Origin of the sequence: Arthrobacter sp. PsM3, from assembly GCF_030433895.1 — a bacterium.
Classification (GTDB): domain Bacteria; phylum Actinomycetota; class Actinomycetes; order Actinomycetales; family Micrococcaceae; genus Arthrobacter.
On sequence record NZ_JARUXE010000022.1, the window covers coordinates 59,180 to 83,497 of the forward strand.

A 24,318-nucleotide genomic window follows, 5' to 3' on the forward strand; every position below is an offset into this window, starting at 1 on the left:
GCGCAAGGGTCGACGGGGGCCCGGTCCACGTCAGGCAGGCAGGGAGCTGAGGGCTGTCAGCGCCGACAACTTCTCCTCGCCGATGGGTTCCTCGGGCAGCAACGGAATGAGCGCGACCCGGTCCGTCAGGGTGTGCACCTTCGTGATCTGCTCGATTTCGCTCGCGGCGCGGGCCCGCAGGAACGGCGTCCGCGGGTGTGCGGCCGCGATCGAGTTATTGATGACCCAGGCCCACGGGTAAATTCCCGCCCGTTCCAGGTCACCTTTCAACTCTTCGGCTTCCAGTACCGGTGTTGTTTCGGCCAGCGTAACGAGAACAACCTTGGTCTGCGCCGGATCCTGCAGCCGCATGAGGGGCGTCACGAATCCCATGGTGTCGCCGACCTGGCGGGCGATCTCCCGGTGGTACGAACCGGTGGCGTCCAGGAGCAGCAGGGTGTGACCGGTCGGTGCAGTGTCGATCACCACGAAGTGGCGGCGGGATTCCTGGACCACCTTGGAGAACTGCCGGAACACAGCCACCTCGTCCGTGCACGGGGACATCAGGTCTTCAGTGAGGGCCGCGCGTCCGTTATCGTCCAGGCTCCGGCCCTTGGTCTCCATCACGTGATCGCGGTACTCCTGGATGGCCGCTTCCGGATCGATGCGCGAAACCGTGAGGCCCGGGATGGAACCATGGAGTGTTTCGGTGAGGTGGGCTGCGGGGTCGGTCGTGGTGAGGTGGACCGCATGCCCGCGTTTGGCCAGGGCGACCGCGATGGCGGCAGCGACGGTGGTCTTCCCGACCCCGCCCTTGCCCATGCACATCACGAGGCCGTGGCCGTCGAGCTCCACTTCGTTCACCAGGGCAGCCAGCGGGGCGTCCTCTATCTCGGGGACCAGCGCGGCGTCATCTGTGATATCGGCGCCGGATGTGGGCGCGAACAGGGATTCAAGCGCAGCAATGCCGACCATATTGCCCGGCTTCAGGTCCAGGACATCCCGGGGCAGGCCGGCGACCGCCTCGGGAATGGCTGCGATGGCAGCAGCTTCCCGGGCGCGCAGTGCCTGCGCCAGATCCTCGTCCCCTGCGGCCTCCGGCAGGACGCCGTTGACGACGACGTATCCTCCCCCGATCCCGATCTGGTTGAGTTCGAGGTAAGTCCGCTCAATTTCACTGAGTGAGGATGTCTGCGCGCGGCTGACCAGGACAAGCCGGGTCCTCGCCGGGTCCGTGAGGGCACGGACCGCTTTGGCGTACACCTGCTTGTGCTTCTCGAGTCCGGACAGGGGGCCCAGGCAGGACGGGTCGCCCTTGCCTGCCGCCAGGAAATCGGTCCACGAGCCCGGCAGCTGCAGCAGCCGGATCGTGTGGCCGGTCGGGGCAGTGTCGAACACGATGTGGTCATACTCGCCGTAGGAGCCCTCGTCGGCGAGCAGGTTGGTGAACTCGTCGAAAGAAGCGATCTCGGTAGTGCAGGAACCCGAGAGACTCTCGGCGATGCCGGCCAATTCAGTCTCGGGCAGGAGTCCGCGGACCGGCGCAATGATCCGTTCCCGGTACGCCTCGGCCGCCTGCTCCGGGTCAATCTCCAACGCGGAAAGTCCGGGCACATCCCGAATGGGCGTCACCGCGTTCCCAATGGTCACACCGAAGACCTGACCGACGTTGGACGCGGGGTCTGTACTGACCAGCAAAACCTTCTGACCGGCCCTGGCAAGGGTGAGCGCTGCGGCGCACGCTACGGAGGTCTTGCCGACACCGCCCTTGCCGGTGAAGAACAGGAACCGGGGTACGTTCGCCAGAAACTCCACGCCGGGACCTAGCAGCAGCCCGTCGAGCCGCCGCAGCAGCCGCCGGACTTTTCACTCAGGCCAAGGTCCGGCCGGGCCTGCGGGTCCACGCCCGCTCCGCCGAGTCCGGCCAAGGCCAGCAGCTGTCCCCTGCTCGGATAGGTGCCGGTGGCGACAGTAACACCGTCGACGATGGTGAGCGGAAGGCCCTTTGATCCGACCAGGTGCATAAAACCACGGACCGTCTCGTCCCCCGCGAAGGCGGCCGGTTCGCTGGCGAGATTGTGGCGCGCAATGTCGGCACCGAGGCCCTGGAGATGACGCACGTCCGCGGTCACGTCCACCAGGGACTGGTCCACGTCGGGGCCGCAAACGCCGGTGTCACAGCAGAGGGCGGATTCGTAGATTCGGATAGCAGGCATGTGGTTCTCCTTTGTTGCGGCTTTCCTCCCATTGTATCGATAATCGTCGATACACAGAAGGGGTGCCGGATGCGGCGCCCCTCGTTGACCTTGCAGTTAACGTCCCTATAAGCACCTCATAAGGACGTTAACTGCAAGGTCAACGGGTTCAGTTCCGATTCTCGGGGGGAAGCGCGACCTGGAGTTTGCGGACCTTCCCGCGGCCCACGATGTAGCCGCGGCCGGGGATGAAGTCCGTGCTGATCCGGCCCAGCGAGGTGCTGAGCAGGCTGTCGCCGTCGATGTCGCCCGGGTTGAGCAGCAGCCCGCGGCGGCCGGACTTGAACGGCTGCGCGAGGGACCAGGCCGAGGACCACGTAGACGTCTCGGATTCGCCGACCACCCACTGTTCGGCCTTGATCGACGCCGTGACGAGCCGTTCGATGCCCGGCTCCGCGCCCGTGTCGGTGAAGTCAGTCAGGCCCTCGATGAAGATCGCGAGCTTGCCGGGCGTGCCGGTGGAGTAGTCCACCAGCTCGTCGATGGACTCCTCCACGTTGTCGGCGCCGACCACCGAGCGGTCCCAGAGCTTCAGGGCCGCCGCTGTGGAGCGCCGGGAGCCGACGTAGATCAGTTCGACGCCGGGGTTGGAACGGCGCAGCGCGTAGGCCAGGGTCACAAGGGCCACGGTGCGCCCGGAGCCCGGAGGGCCTGCCAGCAGCAGCGGGCCCTTGGCCAGGATCTCGGCCGGCTGGAGCGTCTCGTCGTCGACGCCGATCACCGGGAGGTCCGGGCTGCCGGCCGGCAGGATGCCGAGGTCGATCTGGTCCGGCAGGCGTTCGATCTGGGGGGCGCGTTCGACGCCCTGGCGCAGCATGGCCTCGCTGAGCTTGTGCACCTCGCGGGCTTGCACGGCCAGGTTGGAGTTCCCGCCCAGGACAGCGAGCTGGACCTCGAGGTTGCCCAGCAGGCCGCGTCCCGGAGGCGAGGCCTGGCCCAGGACATCCTTGGGCACGTCCATGGACAGGTAGTCGTCCTCCGAGGAGAGCCGCAGCACCAGCCGGCGCTGGATCGAGGCCAGAAGAGACGCCGGAACCGAGTTGGGGCGGTCCCCGCTGACCACGAGGTGGATGCCGAGCGGGCGGCCGTCGGTGGCGAGCTGCAGGAAGATGTCCCAGAGCGCCGAGAGCTTGCTGTATTCGTACGCCTCCCGGAAGGCGGACATGCCGTCCACCAGCACGAAGATGCGCTTTTCCTCCGGCCGGGCCGCCAGTTTGCGGTACTCCACGATGGTCGACGCGCGCACTTCGGAATAGCGGGCGGACCGGTCGTCGGCGAGGTCCCGGAGCCAGCGCAGCAGCCGGCCGACCCGTTCGACGTCGTCGCCGTTGATGATTTCCCCGACGTGCGGCAGCTCATCGAGCATCTTCAGCCCCGAGGAGCCGCAGTCGATGCCGTAGACGTTGACCGGCCCGCCGCGCGGGGTGACCGCGGCGGCGATTGCGATGCCGCGCAGCGCTGCGGACTTGCCGGAGCCGCCGGTGCCGTAGATGGCCATGTTGCCGTCCCGGTCCGGTTCGTAGAACACGGTGGGCTGGTCCTGGTGCGCCGGGTCGTCCGCCACGCCCAGGAGCAGGCGCTCGTCGGTGCGGGGGTTCGGCAGCAGGGAGAAGTCATAGCTCGTCGCGAGCTCATCGAGCCAGGGTTTACGCGGCGGCTCGATGGAGAGCACATCGGCGGCCCTGATGATGTTGGCCGTCATCCGGGCGATGTCGTTGGGACCGGCAGCTTCTTCCTGGACCGGGGTCTCCGGGGCCGGTGCGGCCCAGGCCGGGCCGGAACCGAAGGCCATCTCGACGATCTCGATCTGCGGGCGCTGCGGCTTCTCCGTGGTCCAGCCACCGGCGTAGCCGGTCTGGAAACCCTGGATCCTGCCGGGGCCGGTCTTGGCGGCGCCGCGCCCGGGGATGGCGGGGTCGAAGTAGGCCGCCGTGGGCACACCGAGGATGTCGATCGCGTCGTCCTCGTCGGCCATCCGCAGCGCCACCCGCAGGTTGGTGTTGGCGCGCAGGCTTTCCTTGATCACGCCGGCGGGGCGCTGGGTGGCCAGGATCAGGTGCAGTCCCAGGGAGCGTCCGCGGGCGGCGACGTCCACGACGCCGTCGACGAACTCCGGCACCTCGGTGGCGAGGGCGGCGAACTCGTCCACGATGATGATCAGGTAGGGGGGCGCCTCCGGATCCGCTTCGCGCTGGAGTTCCAGCAGGTCCTTGGCTTTCTTCCGGTTCAGCAGCCGTTCCCGGTAGTGCAGCTCCGCCCGCAGCGAGGTCAGCGCGCGGCGGACGAGGTGCTGGGAGAGGTCGGTGACCAGGCCCACGGTGTGGGGCAGGTGCAGGCAGTCAGCGAATGCGGCGCCGCCCTTGTAGTCGACAAACAGGAAGCTCACCCGGTCCGGGCTGTAGGCGGCGGCCATGCCCATCACCCAGGACTGCAGGAATTCGGACTTGCCGGCGCCGGTGGTGCCGCCGACGAGGGCGTGCGGCCCCTCGTTCTTCAGGTCGAGGTAGAGCGGTTCGATGCCCTTGGATCCGACGAGGGCCCGGAGCGTGCCGTTGTCCTTGCGGTTGGGCTTGGCGGAGGCGCGGACCGAATTGTTCTCGGTCCAGCGTTCCGCCACGGCCGCCGGGCTGTCCAGGAAGTCCTTGCCGATCAGGGTGGCGTAGGATACGGCGCGCGGCAGGTCGGAGTCGTCCTCCAGCGGTTTGCCGACGTCCACCACAGGCGAGAGCATCCGGGCGAGCTGGGCGGCGAGTCCGGCGTCGAGGCTTTCGCAGCTCACCGGGAAGGTGTGCCGGCCGAGCCGGACCTGCCCGGTGGTGGTGCCGTGCACGCCGTCGACGGCCATGAAGTCCCGGCACGCGGCCGGAAGCTGCTGGACCGAGGTGGCGACCCACATGACGTGCACGCCGGAGTCCGGGCCCCGTTCCAGGACCCGGGTGAGCCGGCCGCGGTCCACCGGGGCGTCATCCTCGACGACCACCAGCACGGTGGGCAGCAGCGGTTCCGGGAGATCCATGCTGAGCGGGTCGACGCCGGGCCGCAGGGCCGGGCGCGGGGTCTGCGACGCAGCCTCGCGCTGGTCGATCAGGTCTTCCAGCCGGGAGAGCAGTGCCGAGCCCCCCGCCGGGCCCGCGGCGAGGTGGTCGCCGCCCAGCGGGCTGTGGCCGGAGCCGACGTGCGGGAGCCACTGCAGCCATTCCCAGCGTTCCTTCGACTGTGCCGAGGTGATGGCGGTCAGGACGACCTCCGCGGGCGAGTGCAGGCCGACCAGCTGCAGGACCATCCCGCGGGCGACATCGTCGACGAGGCCGCGGGAGCCGGCCAGGCCGAAGGAGCCGGCGGAACGCAGCTGCGAGACGATCGGCACACCCTCGATGTCGCGGAACTGTGCCAGGCACTCCTGGATTTCAGCCATGTACTCGGCTTCGGTGTCATTGCTGTTGGGCTCCTCGAACTGGATCCGCGAGGGCGAGGTCCCCAGCCCAAAGCGCAGGCCCAGGAACCCGGTGTGCTCGGGCCTGTGGTTCCAGAGCAGCGGGCCGAGCTTGTAGATCGAGTCGACTGTGTCGCTGACGGAGGGTGCTTCCTGCAGCCGGACCGAGCGTTCCACGTTCTGCAGCCGGGTGACGTCGGTGCGGAACACGGCCATGGATTCGCGGAACTGCTTGAGCTGTTCCTTGCGTTCCCGCTTGGCCTGCAGCTTCTGGTCCACGTAATGGCCCACGATGAACAGCGGCATCATCAGCATAAAGACCACGGAGAGCACGTTCTGGGTGACGGCGAACAGGATGCCGCCCATCATCAGCGGCGCGAGCAGCATGATGTACGGGAAGGCGTGGTGCTCCTGGCGCTTGGGCCCGGCCGGGAGCATCCGTTTCTGCTGCTCGAATCGCGGCACCACGCGGGGCGAGCGGTTGAAGTCGATCAGCGGGGAGCTCGGCGCGGAACCGTGCCCGGTGCCGAGGGAGACCACGGAGACAGTGGTGTCCCCCAGGGCCACGGTGTCCGAGGAGCTCAGTGTGGCGCGGGTGACCGGCAGCCCGTCCATCAGCAGCCCGTTGGCCGAGTTCGTGTCCACGATCTCGACCGTCTCGCCCACCGTGATGCGGGCGTGCCGTTTGGAGGTGAGCGGGTCCGTGAGCCGGATGTCGACGTCGCGGTCCCGGCCGATGTAGCTGGTGCCGGACGGCAGCGAGAATTCCCGTCCGGCGTCGGGTCCGGACAGCACCCGCAGGGTCGCCGCCGCCGGGCCGCGGTTCGCGCCGGGCGTCCCGAACTGCTCACTCAGCCGGGTCAGCGAAACGATGGAGCCGGGCCGCAGCCCGGATTCCAGCAGGTTGTCCTTGCGGTCCAGGACGCTGCCCTTCATGCCGCCGGCGGCGAAGGCCTCCTCGATGCTGAGGGACAGGTTCGACGGCGGAGGGGTCCCCCGCCGTGCCGGGTCGGCTGCCCAGAGCTGGGTGGCGATGTCCGCCACAGTGGCGAGCCCGTCTACCGTGACGGCGAGGTCTTTAGCGTCGGCCGGGTCGCGGCGCAGCGTCAGTCGGATTCTCACGCTTCGTCGGCTCCGTTCATGGCCAAGGCACTGTTTTTGGCGGCGTTGTGCCTGGCGGCGTTCTGCTGATCCAGCAGGTGCAGGTCGGCGGCGGTCACGAGATGTGAGGTGACGGCGTGTTCCACGAGCCTTGCGCGGCGGTTGGTGGCGAGCTTGCCGCCGCCGCCCCGAAGGCCGGCGACGCCGACTTTGTCCAGTTTGTCGCACACATTGTCCAGCTTTCTGTTGAACCGCGTCAGCGCCCAGCCCAGGGTTCTGGCGGCGTCGGCCGAGGACGGGATGGCGCTGAAGCCGGTCCCGTCGCGGCGCAGCATGGGTTCGGCGAGGGCCACGATCAGGGCTTTTTGCGAGTCGGTGAAGAGCACCGGTCCAATGGTGGTGTCCCCGCCGCTGTCCTCCCCGCGCTCTTCCTGCCGGAAGGCGGGGGTTTGGAGATGGACGGCGAATTCGTAGGTGGTGGGCCCGGCCGTGAAGATGACGTTGGTGTGGCTGAAGACCAGCGGGATCCGGGCCCCCGGCGAGAGCCAGGCCTGCATTCCGCCGGTGGCGTCGGCAATGGTCGCGGAGAGCATGCTGCCGACGTTGCTGAGCCACCAGATGCCGTCATAGCGGGCGATCTGCAGGAACTGCCGGTGCAGGTAAGGGTTGTCGTCCACCTCGAGATCGCCTTCGCGGCCGATGCTGAAGATGTCCTCGTCCGAGGGCTCATGCCACTCGCCGCAGAAATCTATTGCCAGATCCCCCATAATCCGTACCTTTCCGGAAGTCGTTGGTTATTTGCTGACGCAGGCGATGGAGTCCGGGCCCAGTGGCGAGGAAGCCCCGTCGCTGCGGACGATCATGACCTGGATGCAGCTGGGCTCGGCCGGGTTCGCGGCCATTTCGGCTTTCGGCCCGGCGGCGGCCTGGTACTGCCCGTCGTCCTTGAGCGTGTGGACCCGCCACTTGTAGCTGTCGCCCGGTTTGGGCTGCGGGTTGGTCCAGCTGAAGCTGACCTTCCCGGCCGGTCCGGCCGTCCCGGTGAGCTCCGTGACGTCCGGGACGGTGCCGTTGTCCAGGGCGTCGGCGGGCGGTTTGCTGATCTGCCCGGTGGCCTTCGGCGCCGGCTCGGGCCGGGTGGTGGCCGCCACGATCCCAAGGACGACGGCGGCCACCACCACGGTGCCGCCGACGATCGAGAGCAGCAGGTTCCGGCGGCCGTGCCCGGCCGGGTGCCCCGCCACGCCGTCGTCGGGGCCGCCGGCCGGATCCGCCGCGCTGGAGCGGCTGACCGTGGCCGCCACGTCGTCGTCGGGGGCCGCGCTCCGCGGCCCGGTCATCCGGGCTGCGGCTGCCGTGTCGAAACCGGGCAGCGCCGGGGGGCGCTGGATGGTCCGGTTGTTGAAGGTGGTGGCATTGTCGGCCGGGCGGCTGGTGTCCGCGCCGGGGACCCGGACCGGGAAGGTGGCGGCGTTGCCCGTAGCATCCGGGTCGATCGAGGCGACACTGCGGACTCGGGTTTCCTCGAAGCCGTCGTCGGGATGGTTGTCCTCGGGGCGCTGCTCTTCCAGCACCTCGAACGATGTCACGGACAGGTTCAGTTCGGCCTGGATCCGCTGCAGGGCCAGGGCGAAGGCATGGGCCGAGGAGTAGCGCGATGCCGCGGACTTGGCCATCGCCGTCGAGAGCGCCAGCTCCAGGGATTCCGGAACGTCGGCGCGGCCCAGTTTCGGCAGCGGCAGATTGGTGATGCGGGAGATCAGCTCACGCTGGGAGTTGTCGGCTCCCGGCAGCACAAACGGCGACCGGCCAGCCAGCAGGGTGTAGAGGGTGGCACCGAGCGCCCAGACATCCACCAGGACGCCGTCGACGTGATGGCCGGTGAACTGTTCCGGCGGTGACCACGGGATGGACATGCCCGCGTCCTCGTCCTGGTCGCCGGCGAGGGTGCCGGAGATGCCGAAGTCGGTCAGGGCGGGCCGGTTGTAGTCCGTGACCAGGATGTTGGCGGGCTTAATGTCCCGGTGCGCGATGCCGGCCCGGTGGGCGGTCTCAACGGCGGACGCCACCTGGATGCCGACGGCGAGGACCTCGTCAACGCTGAAGCGCTGCCGCCGGTAGCACACGTCCAGGCTGGGCCGGGAGCAGTACTCCATGGCCAGGTAGGAATGCCCGGAGTCGGTGATCTCGGCTTGGAAGATCGTCACGATATAGGGGTGTGAGGACAGCTGCGCCATCAGGTTCGCTTCGGATTCGAAGCGGCGGCGGGCGCCTTCAGTTTTCAGGTCCGAGAGCAGCACTTTGACGGCCACCTTGCGGCGCGGCCGGTCCTGCTCGTAGAGGTAGACGTCGGAGAACCCGCCGGAGCCGAGCAGGCTGATGTAGTGGAAGCCCGGAATGATCGGCGGCGGGGCTACTGGCCGTTTTGAGCTCACGGGATCTCCTCAAAGCGCAGCGAGATGCCGTCGCCTACTTCTGCGATGTCGCCGTCGAGCAGGATGGCCATCTCACCCTGCGCCAGCCGGCGCGGCGGCTGGCCTTCGCGGACCAGCACAGTGCCGTTGGTCGCCTTGAGGTCGCAGAGCATCACATGCCAGCCTTCCAGCCGGACCTCCACGTGGGAGCGGGAGATATCCCCGCTGGGGCTCGCCACTTGGACCAGCTTGGGCATCACGGCGCCCTGGACGCGCGACACCGAGGGTTGGCGTCCCACGATGAGCGACTGGTCCAGGTCGATCAGCCCGCCGGTGGACAGCCGCATCCGGCCCAGGCGGGGCCGCCGGACCTGGACGCCGTCGCCGGGCAGCGGCTCTCCGCAGCGGCCGCAGTGCGAATAGGTGGACGGGTTGGCGTGTCCCTGCGGGCAGACCCGGGCCAGCACCATCGGTCCGGTGGCCGGTTCCGGGCCGCCGCGCTGGGTGCCGGCCGGCCGCGGGGCGGCTCCCGCGAGATCGCTCTTCATGATCGTCTCGCCGTCGTGGTCATCGTCCGCCGCGGGCTGCGCGGTGGAGACGTCCGGGGCCGGCACCTGCGGGGCAGTCCCCTGCGGGGCCGACGGCGACACGGGTACGGCCGTCGCCATCAGGGCAGGCAGGTACGGAGCCTGCGGCGCGGGTGTCATCACCACGGCCGACGCGGGTCGGTCCCCGCCGGTGTGCCACGGCACGGAGTCGATCAGCCCCGTGGAAACCGGGAGTGGTGCCGCAGGAGGTTCCGGCGCAGGAGCAGGAGCAGTAACGGCAACAGGTTCCGCCGCTTCTTTCGCTGCGGACGGCTCGGGCGCTGGTTCGGCGCCGGCGGATTCGACGGCGGATTCGGAATCGGCGTCGGGGTCCGAACGGACGGCGGCGTCTTCGATGTTCCGGATCACCGTCTGTTCCCAGAGGTGGTCGTAGCTGCCCGTGGGCTCCTGCTCGGCCGGTTCCGGTGCCGCCGGTTTGTGGGTTTCCGACGGTTCCGGCTCATGCCCGGCTGCTGCCAGTTCCGGTTCGGGTTCCGGTTCGGGTTCCGGTTCGGGTTCCTCGTGCAGCGTTTCGTCCAGCTCAAGGTCCTCGCCGGGGAACTCCAGCACAGTCTCCGACGACGCTCCATGCTCGTTCAGCTCGGCCGCAATGTCGGCTTCGACTGCCGCCAGGATTTCGTCCTCCGGCGCTGCCGCTGCGTCCGCCACGGCCGGATCGACTGCAACGGCTTCGGTCGCGGGAGTGTCGGCAGGACCGGCCGCCGCCGGGGCTGTCACGGGCGCCGCTGCAAGTGCCGGGAGAGCCTGGGCCATTTTCCGTGCGGCTTCTGGGGCAAAGTCCACCCGCAGGCCCTGGAGCAGGACCACACCGTCAGTCAACGGAAGGTCCCGCCCGGCACCGGCCGCACCCGTGGCTTCGGCGCCCGGGACGGTCAGGCTGAATCCGTTGGCGGCCGCGAAGCGCCGTTCCGTCCAGGTGGTCACGTCGCGGCCGCTCAGTTCCACCGGGCCGGAGGGCAGGTCTACGGTCAGGTCGATCTCTCCGCGCAGGAAGAATTGCACGGCGCTCCGGTTGTCCACGATTGCGAACCACGGCAGCCGGGCCAGCGAACCGCCCGAGGCGGAGGTCACGGCGTCGAGCACCTCGTGCACCTGCGGGCCGCCTGCGAGGAGTTCCCACAAGGATTCGACCAGGGCAGCCGTGCTGTCCGGGCGCAGCAGCACCACGGTTCCGGAGCGCACCACACCGAGCCAACTGCCGGGCGTGTACCGCGCGGCAGCGGCCGGCTTACTTGCCATCATCTGGTTCCCTGCCGTCTTCCGTGCCAGCCGCAGCCGTATCGGCCGGTTTCCAGGCATCCGGTTGCCCGTCATCCGGTCCGGCTTGGGAAACCTGTTCCCCGCGGGGGGTGAGGTCCAGCGCATCGGTCCGGGGCAGGGTGTCCTCGTCCTCCGCCGCGACGGCGCTGCGCGGCGTTGTCTGGGCGGCGCCGTCGTCGTTGGTGACATTGGTGGCGTCGAGCACGATGCAGGTGATATTGTCACGGCCGCCGCTGCGCAGGGCCGCCTGGATGAGTTCATCCACGGCCGCCTGCGGGTCCGTCTGGGAACGCAGGATATTGGAAATGTGGTCATCGTCGAGTTCGCCGTTGAGACCGTCGGAGCAGACCAGAAGCCGGTCGCCTTCCTCGATGGGAAGCAGCCAGTAGTCCGCTTCGGTCTCGTCGCCGGTGCCGAGTGCCCGGGTGACGACATGCCGGCGCGGGTGCACGGCGGCCTGCGCCTGGCTGATCTGCCCGGCGTCGACAAGTTCCTGGACCTCGGAGTGGTCGACGCTGACCTGGCTGAGCTTGCCCTGGCTCAGGCGGTAGGTCCGGGAGTCGCCGATGTTCAGAACCAGCCAGTACGGGACGCCCATTTGCTCCACCACCACGACGCCGGAGAGTGTGGTCCCGGCGCGGGAGCCCGTGGCCTCGCGGATGCTCTCGTCGGCCATCAGGAGGTACTCCTGCACGACGCCGGCGGTGGCGTCCCGCTCCCCGCTTGCCAGCTGCGGGATCTGGGCCAGCGTGCGCACGCAGATGCCGCTGGCGATCTCGCCGGCCTCATGTCCTCCCATGCCGTCTGCGACAGCGAAGACGGGATCCGCGGCGATGAATGAATCCTCGTTCATTTCACGGCGCAGGCCGCGGTCCGTGCCGTAGCCGACGCTAAGCCGGAGGCTGGAGGCACCGCTCGAGGAACCGCTGGAGGCACCGCTGGAGGCACCGCTGGGCGGAGTGCCCGGGGAGGGCACCGGGTCGTTGCCGGGATTCGGAGGGGATGGAACGGCGGCCGGCTGGGGATTCATGCCTGTCCTAGGTAGAAGGAACGGTCACCGAAGTGCACGGTGGTGCCTGGGCGGACGTGGGTGGGTTCCCCTGCCGCGAGGGCGGTTCGGATACCGTCCGGGGTGGTGACGGCGCTGCCGTTGGTGGAGTTGCGGTCGGTCACCCAGACTCCCCCGTTTCCGGCAAGGAGGTGGAGGTGGGTCTTGGAAATGGAACGGCCGGGATCTGCCATCGGGATGAGCTGCACGGAGTCCTCGCCGGGGTGCCCGGCGGGGTTCCGGCCGATCAGCACGGTGCGGTCCAGTTCGATTTCGCGGCCGTCGTCCAGCCGGATTCGGAGCATCGCCACGGTGACCGGAGCCTGCGTGTTGCCCCGGACCTGGGTGCGGTCGTGGTCGTCGTCCGGGTGTGTGTCCGGGTGGAAGGATTCCGTCCCTGCCTGTGGCGCGAAAGATGCTGCGGGACCCGGCGCCGGCGGGGCCGGCTGCGCTGTGACCGCCGGCGGCCGTTGGGCGGCAGGACGTTCCCCTGCGGCCGGAGCGGACGCCGCGGCAGGTGCGGCGGGAGCGGCCGGAGCAGCAGGTGCGTAGGCTGCGGCAGTTGCGGCAGTTGCGGAGGCTGCCGCCGCGGCGCCTGCCAGCGGCGAGGCTACTTGCTGGACCGGGGGGAGGTCCATCGGTGCGAAGCTGTACGGGCCTTGGATGCCGCCGGTGGAGATCGGGTTGCGCCCGGCCTTCACGTCGAAGACGAGGGTCTTGGCGGCGGTGTCGTGCCAGCCGCGCAGCCGGCCGTTGCGGTCCCAGGTGCTGGAGAGCACCACGAGGACGGCCCAGGCCGCGCCGAGGAACAGGAGCGGTCCCAGCACCAGCACGGCGACGCCGAACCACTGGAAGGCCATGACCGCGGCGGCGGCGATCACGGCCAGCAGCATTCCGGCTCCGGTAATGAGGCCGCGGAGGAACACCGCTCCCCCGCCCGGGGCATAGCCGTCGGCATCCGTGCTGCGGATCCCCATGAGGCGGTTGCCGGGTGTGGCGCCGGACCGGCCTTCGAGCATGGCGAGGACCACGGTGTAGATCAGGGTGAGGCCCGCACCGATGCCGCCGAAGAGCACCAGCGAGGAGGTGCCGTACACGATGAAGCCCCCGCTCTGGGTGCGGGTGATACCGAAGAAACCGACCGCCAGCAGGACTGTCAGGATGGTCACCGGCGGCAGCCAGTCCAGCACCGCGGCCCCCAGCCGTTTTCCGGCAGCGGCGGGGACCAGTTCAAGCTTGCCTGGCATGGCAGGACCTCCCCCTTGTCCACGGCCCGTGGCCGGGCCCTGCGTTAGGGGGATACTACCGGGGATCGGTCCCTGCGGCGGGAGGTGCTGCTTTCTGCGCGCGGACCTGTTGCTCAGCGGCGTGCCGCAGGAGGTGCAGAAGGCAGCCCCCGGTCGGAGCGGCTGCTGGCAGCGCGGGCAGCGCTCGGCGTCGTCGGTCATGGCTCGTTGCGGTTCTTCCTGGCAGTCTGGCTGGCGTCGGCTGCGGCGTCGGCAGCAGCACCACGTCCTGCCGCCGCCGCCGGACCGGACTCCACTGTACCCGCGGGGTGTTCCGATCCTGCGGGCGCGGCGCGCTTCCAGCGGGACCGGACTGGGTGCTGGCCCCGCTGCTTCAGGGCAGCCCGGCCGTCGGCCAGGAGGGAGCGCGGCGAGAACCGGGCCCGCTGCCGTCCCCAAAAACCGAGCGTTCCGGTCATCTCCTTGAGCGAGCCGTCCACGGTCTCCCAGTAGTGCCGGACCTCGTCCTCGCTCGGCTGGCCGGCACCGAAGATCGCGGCGTCGGCACGGTTGGCCAGCAGCGTGGTGGTCCCCCCGCTGGCCGGGAAGGCGTCGGCGAGCACGACGGCGGACTCACGCCGGGTGGCGCGCTGGTCCACCCCGGCGCCGAGGTCGGTGGCGAGGCTGACGACTTCGTTCCAGCCCCCGCCGACGCGCTGGGCAGGGTGGCCGTCGCGGAAGCGTGCCAGCCGGCGCCGGGACTTGAGCAGGGCGATCAGCAGGAGCGGCAACGCCAGGACCAGGACCGGGATCAGCGCGTACCCGATCGCAGCGAGGAGCGGGCCCCAGAACAGCCAGGGGTTGTTCTTCTTCTCGTCGGCATCCAGCGCGTCCGGCGAGGAGTCCGGCGGGAGGTCCGCGGGCTCCTGCGGCGGGGGCGGGGGCTGCAGCACCTGGGGCTTGGGCTTGGACTTGTTCTCCGGATCCGGCGGGATCGGCACATTGTCCTTCGGCGGGGTGGGGTCGAAGGACACCCAGCCCACCCGGTCGAAGGCGACCTCGACCCAGGCATGGACGTCCTTGCCGGTGATCTGCACGTCGCCGGCACCGTTTTCCGGGCTCTTGGGATCCGGGTAGAACCCCATCACCACGCGGGAGGGAATGCCCAGGTGACGCAGCATCAGCGACATCGCGACGGCGTACTGTTCGTCGTCGCCGAGCATCTGCTTGGCGGTGAGCAGGCTCCGGATCCGGTTGGCGCCGTGGCCGGAGACGCTGGGCAGCTGGCCGTCGGCGATCAGGCCGTTGCTAAAAGCGCCTTTTTTCTGGAAGTGCGCCTCGATCTGGCGCACCCGGTCAATGGCGGTGGGGGCGTCGGCGGCGAGGTCGTTGGCCTGGGAGCCGACGACGGGGGGCACCTCGGCGGGGTCCGGCAGGGACAACCTGGCGAAGTCGTACTGCGTCAGCTGCCCGTGTTCCAGGGTGGCGGGGTCGGCCACCTGGACGCGGTAGGCGTCGCCCTTGGCCAGGCCCCGGGTGGTCACGGCCGTGTCCGTTCCGGCGTTGAAGTACAGCCCGGCGGCGGCACCCGAACCGTCATTGGCAAAGCTGATCCCGGTGGTTTTAGTGCCGCCGGGCAGGAAGTAGCCCTGGTAGTCCCCGATCGTGATGTCCAGGGCGTAGTTGGTGGTCGGCACGATCCCGGTGGTGTCCGCGAGGGTGTTGATGGATTTCGCGTCGCCCACCTTGCTGAAGCTGCCGGAGCCGTTCGGGTCCATGTTGTAGTTGGTGCCGTTGAAGGAATCGAGCGCGGCGAGACGAACCCGGGCGTCCTTGGGCAGGCCCTTGACTTCGAAGAGCTTGTCGTCCTTTTTGTCCTTGACGAAGTTGCGGAAGCTCGCCAGCGGGGTGACGTAGTCTTTCGGGTCGAACGGCGGGACGATCGTGTTGCGCAGCACGCGGCGGTCGTCGCTGGCGGTGACCAGCGGGGAGGCGACCGCGGTGATCCCGACGGCGACGGCGATCACCGCGGCGGCGGTGCCAAGCCGGCGGAGGGTGGCCGCACGGGCTGTGGCCTCGTCGGTTTCCAGCCGGTTGACGGAGACCTTGCGGGTATCGCTGCGGCGCAGCACGTCGCGGCGGAAGGTGGCCCAGGCGATCGCGACCACGGTGAGCGAAATGCCTCGTTCCACGGTGAGGAAACCTGCATTGGTGCTGAAGGCGATGCCGGTGACGAACAGCACCAGCACCGACAGCAGCGGCCAGTAGGGGTTCTTGAGCCGCCAGATCAGCAGTCCGGCCGCCAGCGCCGTGAGGAGCGAGCTGAGGAACGGCACGATCAGGGTGCCGCCGGCGGTGCCGACCGGCACACCGACGGTGAGCATGTCCTTCCAGGCGAACACGACGCCAAGCAGCAGCGTGCGCAGCGAGTCGAGGGTGGGCAGGACGCCGGCAACCGACGCCGCCGGGACCGCCAGCGCGGTGCCGAAGAGGAGGTACACGCCGAGCGTCAGGGCGGCGGTGATCAGCAGGCCCAGGCGGAAGTGCACATTGGCCGCGGCCAGGGCGAGGCCCAGCAGGATGCCGCCGAAGCCTGCGATCAGGTAGTACGGGTCGCCGCCGAAGCTGAGGCTGAAGCCGAGCACGCCCAGGCCGAGCAGCACGGTGAGGGCCCCGGCGTCGAGCGCGAGATGCCAGAGCGGCTGGCCGTCGGCGAAGCCGGAACGGCGGGACCGGGCGGCGTTGCCCCGCAGGTTGTTGCGGGGACGGAGCGGGGTTGCGGTGCTCATGCTGCCGCCTTCCTCAGCACAATGGCCAGATCGGAGAGGTCGCCGAGAGTCAGCACGGTCAGCTCGCCGATGTTGGCCCGGGCGGGCGCGGCGCCGAGCTGGAGCCGGACGGCGAGGCTGCGGACGCCCATTGGCACGGAGGCCGAAGCGGAGCGCAGCTGGGCGGGGGTGACGTTGCTGCCGACGACCAGGAACACCACGGAGGCGTTGGGGACGGTGTCCGCCAGGCTCCGGGCGAGGTCGACGGCGGTCCTGCGCTGTGGTGCGCCGACGATCCGGGTCATGTCATCGAGTAAGTTGCGGCCGGTTTCGCAGCGCAGCGGGCCCTTCTGGGTCAGGACGTCGAGGTCGCGCTGGTCGCGGATGGCCTGGCGTCCGATCGAGGCGGCGGTGGAGATGGCCAGTTCGAATTCCTCCTCCGAGGCGTATTCGTCCGTGTTGATGGACAGCGAGATGGCGAGGTGGGCGCGGCGGGTTTCCTCGAACTGGCGGACCATCAGTTTGTTGATGCGGGCCGTGGTCTTCCAGTGGATGTGCCGCCGGTCATCGCCCGGTACGTAGTCGCGCAGGGCGTGGAAGGACACATCGGCGCTGGAGAGGTCGGTGGTGGGCATGCCCTCGAGGTCGCGGATGAACCCGGCGGCCGAGCCTGCCAGCGCCGCGGTCCTGGGGTGGACGAACAGGTCCTCGGGTTCGGTCCAGAGCACCTGGCGGCGCAGCAGGTGTAGGGGATCCGCGCGGACGGACCGGACCGGACCCACGACTATGACCGCGCGGCGGGCGGTGGGGATGGTGAACAGGTCCTCGTGGACCTGCTGCGCCTTCATCCGGGGCAGGTGGAAGACGGCGGTGGCGGCTCCGACCGGCAGTTCCAGGTCCGCGGGCAGCAGCGGGCGGGCGGAGGTGTTGGAAACGGCGATGCTGCCGACTGCGCTGTCGCCCACCGCCACCCGGGTCCGGGCCAGGTCCAGCACCACCCCGTAGGAGGAGCGGCCCAGGATGAAGCCGACCGCCAGCACGAACAGCACGAAGGCTGCGATCGCGGCGGCCTTGGCTTCCTGCCAGCCGAAGGCCTGGCCGACGGTCCACAGCAGGATCGACGCCGCGAGAACGGACCAGCCCAGGACGCTGACGACCGAGAGGACGGGCCACGCGTACCGCAGCCAGAGCCCGCGTACGGCGCGCCACGCCGGCCTCAGGGCCAGGCTGGCGGTGCGGCCGGCGTCGGCCCAGAGGGAGGCAGGATGCAGCCGCGTGGGTCTGCCGTCCCGGTGGAAGGGCCGTTGCAGGCGTTCAGCAAGCCGGGTCAGCGGAGTGCTGGAGGACATATGGGTGCCTTTGTTCGTGCTGGGTGACGGGGTGCCGGGGCCCTGCCCAGGAGTGCGGGCGGGCTGTGCTGCGGGGCGGCGGTGGTGCCGGGCAGCTAGCCGACGGAGGCGCGCTGCTGCGGCGCGGCGACCTCGGAGAGGACTCGCGCCAGCACGGCCTCGGGGGTCGCACCGGAGAATTCGGCTTCCGGGTCCATGACGAGGCGGTGGGTCCAGACGACGGCTGCCAGGTCCTTGATGTCGTCGGGCAGCACGAAGTTGCGGCCCTGGCTGGCGGCCCAGACCTTGGCGGCGCGGACCATGGCGAGGGCGCCGCGGACGGAGACGCCCAGTCGGGTTTCCGGGGCGTTGCGGGTCTCCTCGCAGAGCCGGGAGATGTACTCCAGCACGGCGGTGTCCACGTGCGTGGTGGCGCCGAGGTCGGCCATGTCTGCAATCGCCTGGGTGGTGATGACGGGGGTGATGGCTTTGGATCGGTCCTTGAGGTTGGCGCCGCCGAGCAGCTGCACGGTGGAGGCGTGGTCCGGGTAGCCGATGGAGGTCTTGATCAGGAAGCGGTCCAGCTGGGCTTCGGGCAGCCGGTAGGTGCCGGCCTGCTCGATCGGGTTCTGGGTCGCCATCACCATAAACGGGCGGCCGGCCTCGTAGGTGGTGCCGTCAACCGTGACGCGGGATTCCTCCATGACCTCCAGGAGCGCCGACTGGGTCTTGGGCGAGGCGCGGTTGATTTCGTCGGCCAGGACGATGTTGTTGAAGATCGGTCCCTTGTGGAACTCGAACTTCTGCGTCTTCTGGTCGTAGATGGTCACGCCGGTGACGTCCGAGGGCAGCAGGTCCGGGGTGAACTGGATGCGGTTGTTGGAGCCCTGGACGGTGGCCGCGAGGGCCCGCGCCAGCATGGTCTTGCCGGTGCCCGGGGCGTCCTCGAAGAGGACATGCCCCTCGGCGAGCATCGCGGTGAAGGTCAGCCGGATGACGTGGGTTTTGCCCAGGACGGCCTGGCCTACGTTGGCGACGAGCTTCTCGAAGGTGCCGGAAAACCATTCGGCCTGTTCGGTGGTCATGGTCATGGGGTGGTCCTCTTCTGTTCTGGGTGGAAATAGCGTGGTGGGCCGCCGGCGGGGGTCCCGCTGTGTCCGGCGGTTAGTTCAGTTGCCGGCGTCAGCATCCGCCGGGCCGGGGCCCGGTGAGGGTTACGGTGGTCGACTTGACGAACCAGTTCGGGTGGCTGCCTTCGGTCACCCGGAACCAGGGGGTGCCGTTGCCGTAGATGTCCTTGGTGCAGTTGATGGTGAGCTTGCCTTCGGCCCGTTCGACCCAGCCGACGCCGCAATCCTTCGGCGGCCCGGCCGAGTAGCTGTCGGTCTGGCCCGGCTTGCCCGGGCACGTCCTGACGCTGCTGGCGTCCACCTGGACCTGGGACGTCGGCGCCGGCGGCGTCGGGTCGGTCCCGCTGGTGGCATTGGCGGAATCCTCGGCACCACAGACCACCGTGCAGGCCCGTACCAAGAGGCTCTTGGTGGAACTCCAGGCACCGGTGTCGCGGTCATACCGGTTGGCCAGCCCAACGCTCGTCCATCCGCCGCCTTCGTAGCTGACTTCGAAGCGCTGGATGGCACGTCCGTTGTTTGCCGGGTTGGTCCAGGTCCAGTGCACCTGCTGCGTGGAGGAACCCTGGGCCGAGAGCACGGGGGCGTTCGGCGGGCCGTAGGGGTTCGCGGTGCCGATGGCCTGGGCATCGCCGGCGGTGTTGTTCTTGGTGGACGTGGCGATGATGTTGATGGTCACGTCCTGCCCGTTGGGTAGCCCGCCGATCATGCCGCCGCCGGCGGTGATGGCGCCGGTCTGGCCGCTTGAGGCCCGGTAGCTGTAGCGGATCTCCGTGTCCTGGGAGCCGTTGCGCTGGGCCGCGGTGAGCGGAGTGAAGGTCACGTCGAGCTGCCCGGACTTGCCTGTCTCTTTGACCGTGCCGCTCGACACGGTGCCGGGCTTGCCGGCTGCCCGGATCCCTGCGGAGCGTGGACTGGTCCCGGACGTCCCGGCTTTGTTCATGGCGGAGACGGTGAAGGTGTAGTCCGCTTCGGAGTTGTCCACGGTGACGTTCTGGGTGGTGCCCGAGACCTGCTGGGTCGCCACGGCTGCGCCGCCACGGAGGGTGGTGAGGGTGTAGCTGGAGATGGCGTCGCCGTTGTTGTTCGGTGCCGTCCAGTTCACCTTGAGCTGGCTCTGGGTGCCCACCGAAGCCGCTCCCACCGCACTTGGCCCTGCCGGGGTGACGGGCACCCCGGCAGGGGTCTCGGCGGCCGAGTAGGCGCTCCATTCGGAGGGCTCCTTGGCGTCGTTCCGGGCCAGGACGCGGACCTTGTAGGCCACTCCGTTCTTGAGTCCCTTCCAGACGTAGTTCACCGAGGTGAGGTTCTGGATCTGGGCGTTCTGCCCGGCCGGTGCCGGGGAAATCTCCAGGTCGTAGGACTTGACCGGCGAGCCCTTGGACGCCGGGGCGACCCAGGTGGCGGTGAGCTGAGTGTCGCCGAACTTGAGCGCAGGCGCGGCCGGGGCGTCCGGCTTGACGTCCGGGCGGACCTCGGCCGACGCCGGGGACCGCTCGGATTCGCCCAGGTCGTTGGTGGCCGTGACCTGGAAGTGGTATTTGGAGTTGTTGGTCAGCCCGGTGAGCGTGCAGGAGTTGGCCGGGCAGTCCTGGCGGTAGCCGCCCTCGCCGTACACCGTGTACTTGGTGATGGCGGAGCCGCGGTCCGCGGGGGCGGTCCAGTTAAGCAGGGCGGTGCCGTCCCCCACGCTTGCGGCCTGGGGGGTGGTCGGGGCCAGCGGTTTGTCCTTGACCGTCAGCCGGATCCGGGCTGTCGCCTGGCGGGACGCTTCGCCGGTCTTGTCGGCCACGGTGTAGGCCACGATCATGGTTCCCGAGAAGCCACCGGCCGGGGTCACGGTCACAGTATCCCCGGTGGCGGCGGCGGTGCCCTGGCCGGTTTCGGTCGAGGCCGAGACGATCTTGAGCGCCGTCTCCGGGAACGGGTTGGCGTCGTTGTCGAGCACCCGTACGGTGACGGGCTTGCCGGCGGCGGCATTGGGTTCGAGATCGTCGTTGGCTACCGGTTTTGGCCGGTTGGAAGCGGTGACGGTCAGCTGGTAGGTTGCGGTGGCTTCGAGTCCGCGCGGGTCTTTGGCCTTGACCTGGACCGCGCCAGTAGCCCCGGCGGCGGTGCCGTCCTTGGCGGCGGCTTTCAGGGTCTTCCCGTCGATGCCGGCGTCGAAGCCGGCCGGAACACTGCCCACCAGCTCGTACTTCATCTTGTCCACATCTCCGTCGTCCGGGTCGGTGGTCAGCATGGCCAGGTCGGTGCTGGCGGAGTCTGCCTTGGGCACGTCCACCTGGCTGCCCAGCAGCACAGGCGGATTGTTCCGGTTGGGGTCCGGAAGGACTTTGGTACGGATGCTGAGGGTGGATTTCAGGCCGGCGGGATCGTCCGGGCCGGAGCCGTCTGTGACCTCGAAGCTGAGCGAGCCCGGGCCCACGTAGTCCTGGCCTGCGGTGTATTTCAGGGCGGTGCCGTCGTTGGCCACGGGGTCCTTGCCGTCGGCGCCGATCAGTTTGATCCGGTCCGTCTGGGTCAGGCGGGGCGAGCGCCCGTCGCGGACCTTGACCCATTCCTTGAGGTCGACGGTGACGGACTGCCCGGCGACGAGTTCGATTACGTCGTCCTTGGCCAGGGTGGGGACCTGCTGGCCGAGGCCGGGAACCCAGATGATGGCGGTGGACTTCTGGCCGTCCACATCTTCCACGGTGTACGGGATGAGCTGCGGCTTTTCGGTGAGCTCCACCCGCATGGTGCCCTCGGCTCCGGGCCGGGCGGTGGGGACATCGGTGGCAATCGTGAGGTTCTCGCCGACGCCGTCGGGGTCCTCGTCGTTCTTGAGGACGGGGACGTCGACGGCGGTCTTGCCCAGGGTCTGGGCGGAGGTCACCCGGTCGTCCCGGGCGATCGGGGCCCGCAGCGGCACGTCCTGCCGGACCTTGACCGCGATGGCGGCCTGCGCCGTGGCGCCGCGGTCATCCACCACCGAGTACCGCACGTTGACGGTGCCTTCCGCGCCGGGGGCCAGCAGGATGATGCGGGAGCTCTGCTTGCTGACGGTGGCCTGCAGTTCCGGGGCGGCCTCGATGCCGTCGCCGATGATCCGGATCGGGTCGCCGTCCGGGTCGGTGTCGTTGCCGGTGGCATCGACGGCGATCTGCCGCCCGGGGCGGACCATGACCTCGTCGTCCACCGGGGTGGGCTTCTGGTTGGTGTCCCCGCGCGGGGCGATGCCGATGGTGACGGTGCCGGTGTTGACGGCTCCCTGCCGGTCCACCACTTTGTAGCGGAAGGTGTCCGTGCCGGCGCCGTCTCCGGCTGCCGTGAAGTCGAGGAAGTTGCTGCCCACGGTGGCTGTGCCCATCGCCGGGGTGCTGTCGATCCCGGTGAGCTGGACGGAGTCGCCGTCGGGGTCGATCCCGTCGAGTTCCACCGGGATCCGGACGGAACCGGCCGCCACGACCCGGGCCGTGAGGTTCTTCGGTTGCGGCCGGGAGTTCTCGGCGCCTTCCAGCGGGAGGATGTGGATGGTGACCGCCGCGGCGCTCTTCTGGCCCTGCGGGTCGACGGCGTTGTAGATGGCGCGGACCGTCCTGGGTTCGGCACCGGCGATGAAGCGGAGGGTGTTTTCGGAGACGAAGCTCTTGCCGTCCGTTTCGGGGACGGGCTGCGGCAGGACGGGGTCCACGCTGAGCTTCTCGCCCTGCGGGTGGGTGTCGTTGGCCAGCACCGGGATGGTGACGACGTCGTTGACCCGCACGTTCACCTCGTCCGGTTTGGGCTGCGGGGCCTCGAGGACTGCGGGGGCCGGGACGGGGACCACGGACACGCTGCCGGTGGCCGACTTGGTGCCGTTGGACATGGTGTAGCGGAAGGTGAACGGGTCCTTGGTGCCGATGACGTCGGTGATCCGCAGGACGCTGTGGTCGATCACGCTGACCGACGCGGTGGAATTTTCCGGCAGCTGGACTGACTGCAGCACCAGCACTCCCCCGGACGGGTCCGAGTCGTTCGCCAGCGGATCGACGAGCACACTGCCGCCGACCGGCAGCAGGGCGACATCGTGGACGGCCACCGGGTCCCCGGCATCCTTGCCGGATTCGACGTCCACCCGGATCAGGCCCTGGCTGCTTTGCGGGCCGTTGCTCGCGATGTAGGTCAGGTAGACCGGTCCCGGGGTTTCGCTGCGGAAGGTGAAGGTCCCGCCGTCGGTCACCGGGCCCAGCTGCGCTGTCCCGGCGCCTTCCACCTGGGCCAGGCGCAGCGCGCCGCCATTGGGGTCGACGTCGTTCTTCAGCGGTGCGATCACGAGATCCTGGCCGACGACGGCGCTCACGTGGTCCGCGTTGACCACCGGCTGCAGGGCGCCGGGAGGCTGGACGTTGACAACGACCTTGCCCGTGGTGGTGGCGCGGCCGTCCCAGACGGTCACGGTGACGGATTTCTTGCCCGGCGCGGCACCGGAATCCTGGTAGGTCAGCAGGCCGTCGCGGCGGACCTTGACCTGGTCCTGGTCGTTGTCGGCCTTGGCGTCCATCAGCACGAGGTCATCGCCGTCCGGGTCGGTCCAGTCGGTGAGGATGTTCTGGCTGACGGTTTTGCCCTGCTCAACGAGCATGGTGGTGGGGTCGCCGCGTTTGAACACGGGAGGCTTGTTCTCGTCCGGGCCGACGACGTTCAGGGTGATGCTTCCGGCGGCGGAGAGGCCGCGGCCGTCGGCAGCGTTGTAGCCGAAGGTTTCGGTGCCCGGGGCGGCGTCGGCCGGGACGGTGATCTGGAAGGCGGTGCCGCCGTAGATGTTCTCCAGGCTGCCGGACCGGGGTCCCTTGTCGCCGGCAGAGGCAGTGAGCACGTCGCCGTCGGGGTCCGTGTCGTTGTCGAGCACGGAGAGGACGGTGGTGCGCCCGGGGCGGACGCCGACGGCGTCGGGCTTGGTTTCGGGGGGCCGGTTGGGTTTGGTGCGGTCCGGCAGGATGTTGATGGTGTTGTTGTCCGCCGACTCCTGGTCCTGGTCATTGGACTGGTTCTTGGGCGGGACAACGTCGTCCCAGTTGTTGACCAGCTGCATGTTCTGGTTCACCAGCCACACATTGCCCGAATTCACATCGTTGAGGACCACCAGGTCCCGGTTCACCCGGAACACATAAGACGGCGCCGCGCTGGCCTTCGGCACATCCACCGTCTTGTCATCGGCATCATTCACGCACTCACGCACATACTTGTTCGCCCCCGACCACGCCGCATGGACACAACCGCCCAGCTGCACCGGCGCCGCCGGAACACCCTGACCCCCGAACGTCACCGTCTTCGCCGTCGACCCATCCAACGGCTGAAGCAACAACGCCTTCGGCGTCGCCACCGCCACCTCATCCGCACCCGGACCCGAAAGCTGCAACTTCGCATCCCGCGCATCCGCCAACGCCAACTCACGCCCGCCCGGCAGGAACAACTTCCCCCGGCCCGCATCCAGCACCACCGGCCGGTCCCCCACCACCGCCAACTGCAGATCCCCGGCACCCTTCAACCCGTCCCAGGACTCCGTCTTCACATCCGCAACCCCACCATCGGCCCCCACCACCGTCACCGTGACCTGCCCGGACTTCGGATCCGCACTGTAAATCCGGTCATCGGCCCCCACCGCCGACACCAACCCCTGCGAACCATTCAGGACCGGCTCCGAACCCTCCTCATCAAAACCATTCACCGTCGACGGCGACAACGCCCACACCCGGCCCTTGGCCGCATCCGTCACCGAAATCACCTTCGAACCAAAACTCACC

12 protein-coding genes are annotated in these 24,318 nt (G+C 69.1%); all 12 read right to left on the minus strand.

Features of this window, described 5'->3' with window-relative positions; all coding sequences use genetic code 11:
• Positions 1–30 precede the first annotated feature (30 nt).
• The 12 genes from arsA to QCD75_RS13045 all read right to left on the minus strand — a co-directional run bounded on the left by arsA (position 31) and on the right by QCD75_RS13045 (position 24,317).
• Positions 31–1,794, minus strand: a complete 1,764-nt coding sequence (gene arsA / locus QCD75_RS12990; RefSeq protein ID WP_301229213.1) for an arsenical pump-driving ATPase — start codon at positions 1,792–1,794, stop codon at positions 31–33.
• Positions 1,795–1,802: 8 nt separating this feature from the next.
• Positions 1,803–2,195: an arsenite efflux transporter metallochaperone ArsD gene (gene arsD, locus QCD75_RS12995; protein WP_301229215.1), complete on the minus strand. Its 393-nt coding sequence runs from the start codon at positions 2,193–2,195 to the stop codon at positions 1,803–1,805.
• A gap of 148 nt (positions 2,196–2,343) precedes the next feature.
• A complete protein-coding gene (locus tag QCD75_RS13000) occupies positions 2,344–6,789 on the minus strand; it encodes an FtsK/SpoIIIE domain-containing protein (protein ID WP_301229217.1) in 4,446 nt (1,481 codons plus the stop codon).
• Complete coding sequence (locus QCD75_RS13005; RefSeq protein WP_301229219.1) at positions 6,786–7,535, minus strand: hypothetical protein; 750 nt, start codon at positions 7,533–7,535, stop codon at positions 6,786–6,788. The genes QCD75_RS13000 and QCD75_RS13005 overlap by 4 nt, the downstream gene beginning before the upstream one ends.
• A gap of 27 nt (positions 7,536–7,562) precedes the next feature.
• Positions 7,563–9,203 (minus strand): serine/threonine protein kinase, encoded by a 1,641-nt coding sequence (locus QCD75_RS13010; RefSeq protein ID WP_301229221.1) that lies wholly within the window; start codon positions 9,201–9,203, stop codon positions 7,563–7,565.
• The gene (locus tag QCD75_RS13015; protein ID WP_301229223.1) at positions 9,200–11,032 is read right to left on the minus strand and encodes a hypothetical protein; all 1,833 of its coding nucleotides are present in this window, start codon (positions 11,030–11,032) and stop codon (positions 9,200–9,202) included. Before QCD75_RS13015 ends, QCD75_RS13010 begins: the two co-directional genes overlap by 4 nt.
• Entirely contained in the window at positions 11,019–12,080 is a 1,062-nt protein-coding gene (locus tag QCD75_RS13020; protein WP_301229225.1) for a PP2C family protein-serine/threonine phosphatase, read from the minus strand. The genes QCD75_RS13015 and QCD75_RS13020 overlap by 14 nt, the downstream gene beginning before the upstream one ends.
• Positions 12,077–13,546 carry an RDD family protein gene (locus QCD75_RS13025; RefSeq protein WP_367400656.1) on the minus strand — a complete coding sequence of 490 codons (1,470 nt, stop codon included), beginning with the start codon at positions 13,544–13,546 and terminating at the stop codon, positions 12,077–12,079. Before QCD75_RS13025 ends, QCD75_RS13020 begins: the two co-directional genes overlap by 4 nt.
• Positions 13,543–16,113, minus strand: a complete 2,571-nt coding sequence (locus QCD75_RS13030; protein WP_301229229.1) for a transglutaminase-like domain-containing protein — start codon at positions 16,111–16,113, stop codon at positions 13,543–13,545. Before QCD75_RS13030 ends, QCD75_RS13025 begins: the two co-directional genes overlap by 4 nt.
• Complete coding sequence (locus tag QCD75_RS13035) at positions 16,110–17,441, minus strand: DUF58 domain-containing protein (RefSeq protein WP_301229231.1); 1,332 nt, start codon at positions 17,439–17,441, stop codon at positions 16,110–16,112. The genes QCD75_RS13030 and QCD75_RS13035 overlap by 4 nt, the downstream gene beginning before the upstream one ends.
• Before the next feature lie 95 nt (positions 17,442–17,536).
• Positions 17,537–18,511, minus strand: coding sequence for an AAA family ATPase (locus QCD75_RS13040; protein ID WP_301229233.1), 975 nt, complete (start codon positions 18,509–18,511; stop codon positions 17,537–17,539).
• A 91-nt stretch (positions 18,512–18,602) separates the two neighbouring features.
• Complete coding sequence (locus tag QCD75_RS13045; protein ID WP_301229235.1) at positions 18,603–24,317, minus strand: Ig-like domain-containing protein; 5,715 nt, start codon at positions 24,315–24,317, stop codon at positions 18,603–18,605.
• Position 24,318: the final 1 nt, after the last annotated feature.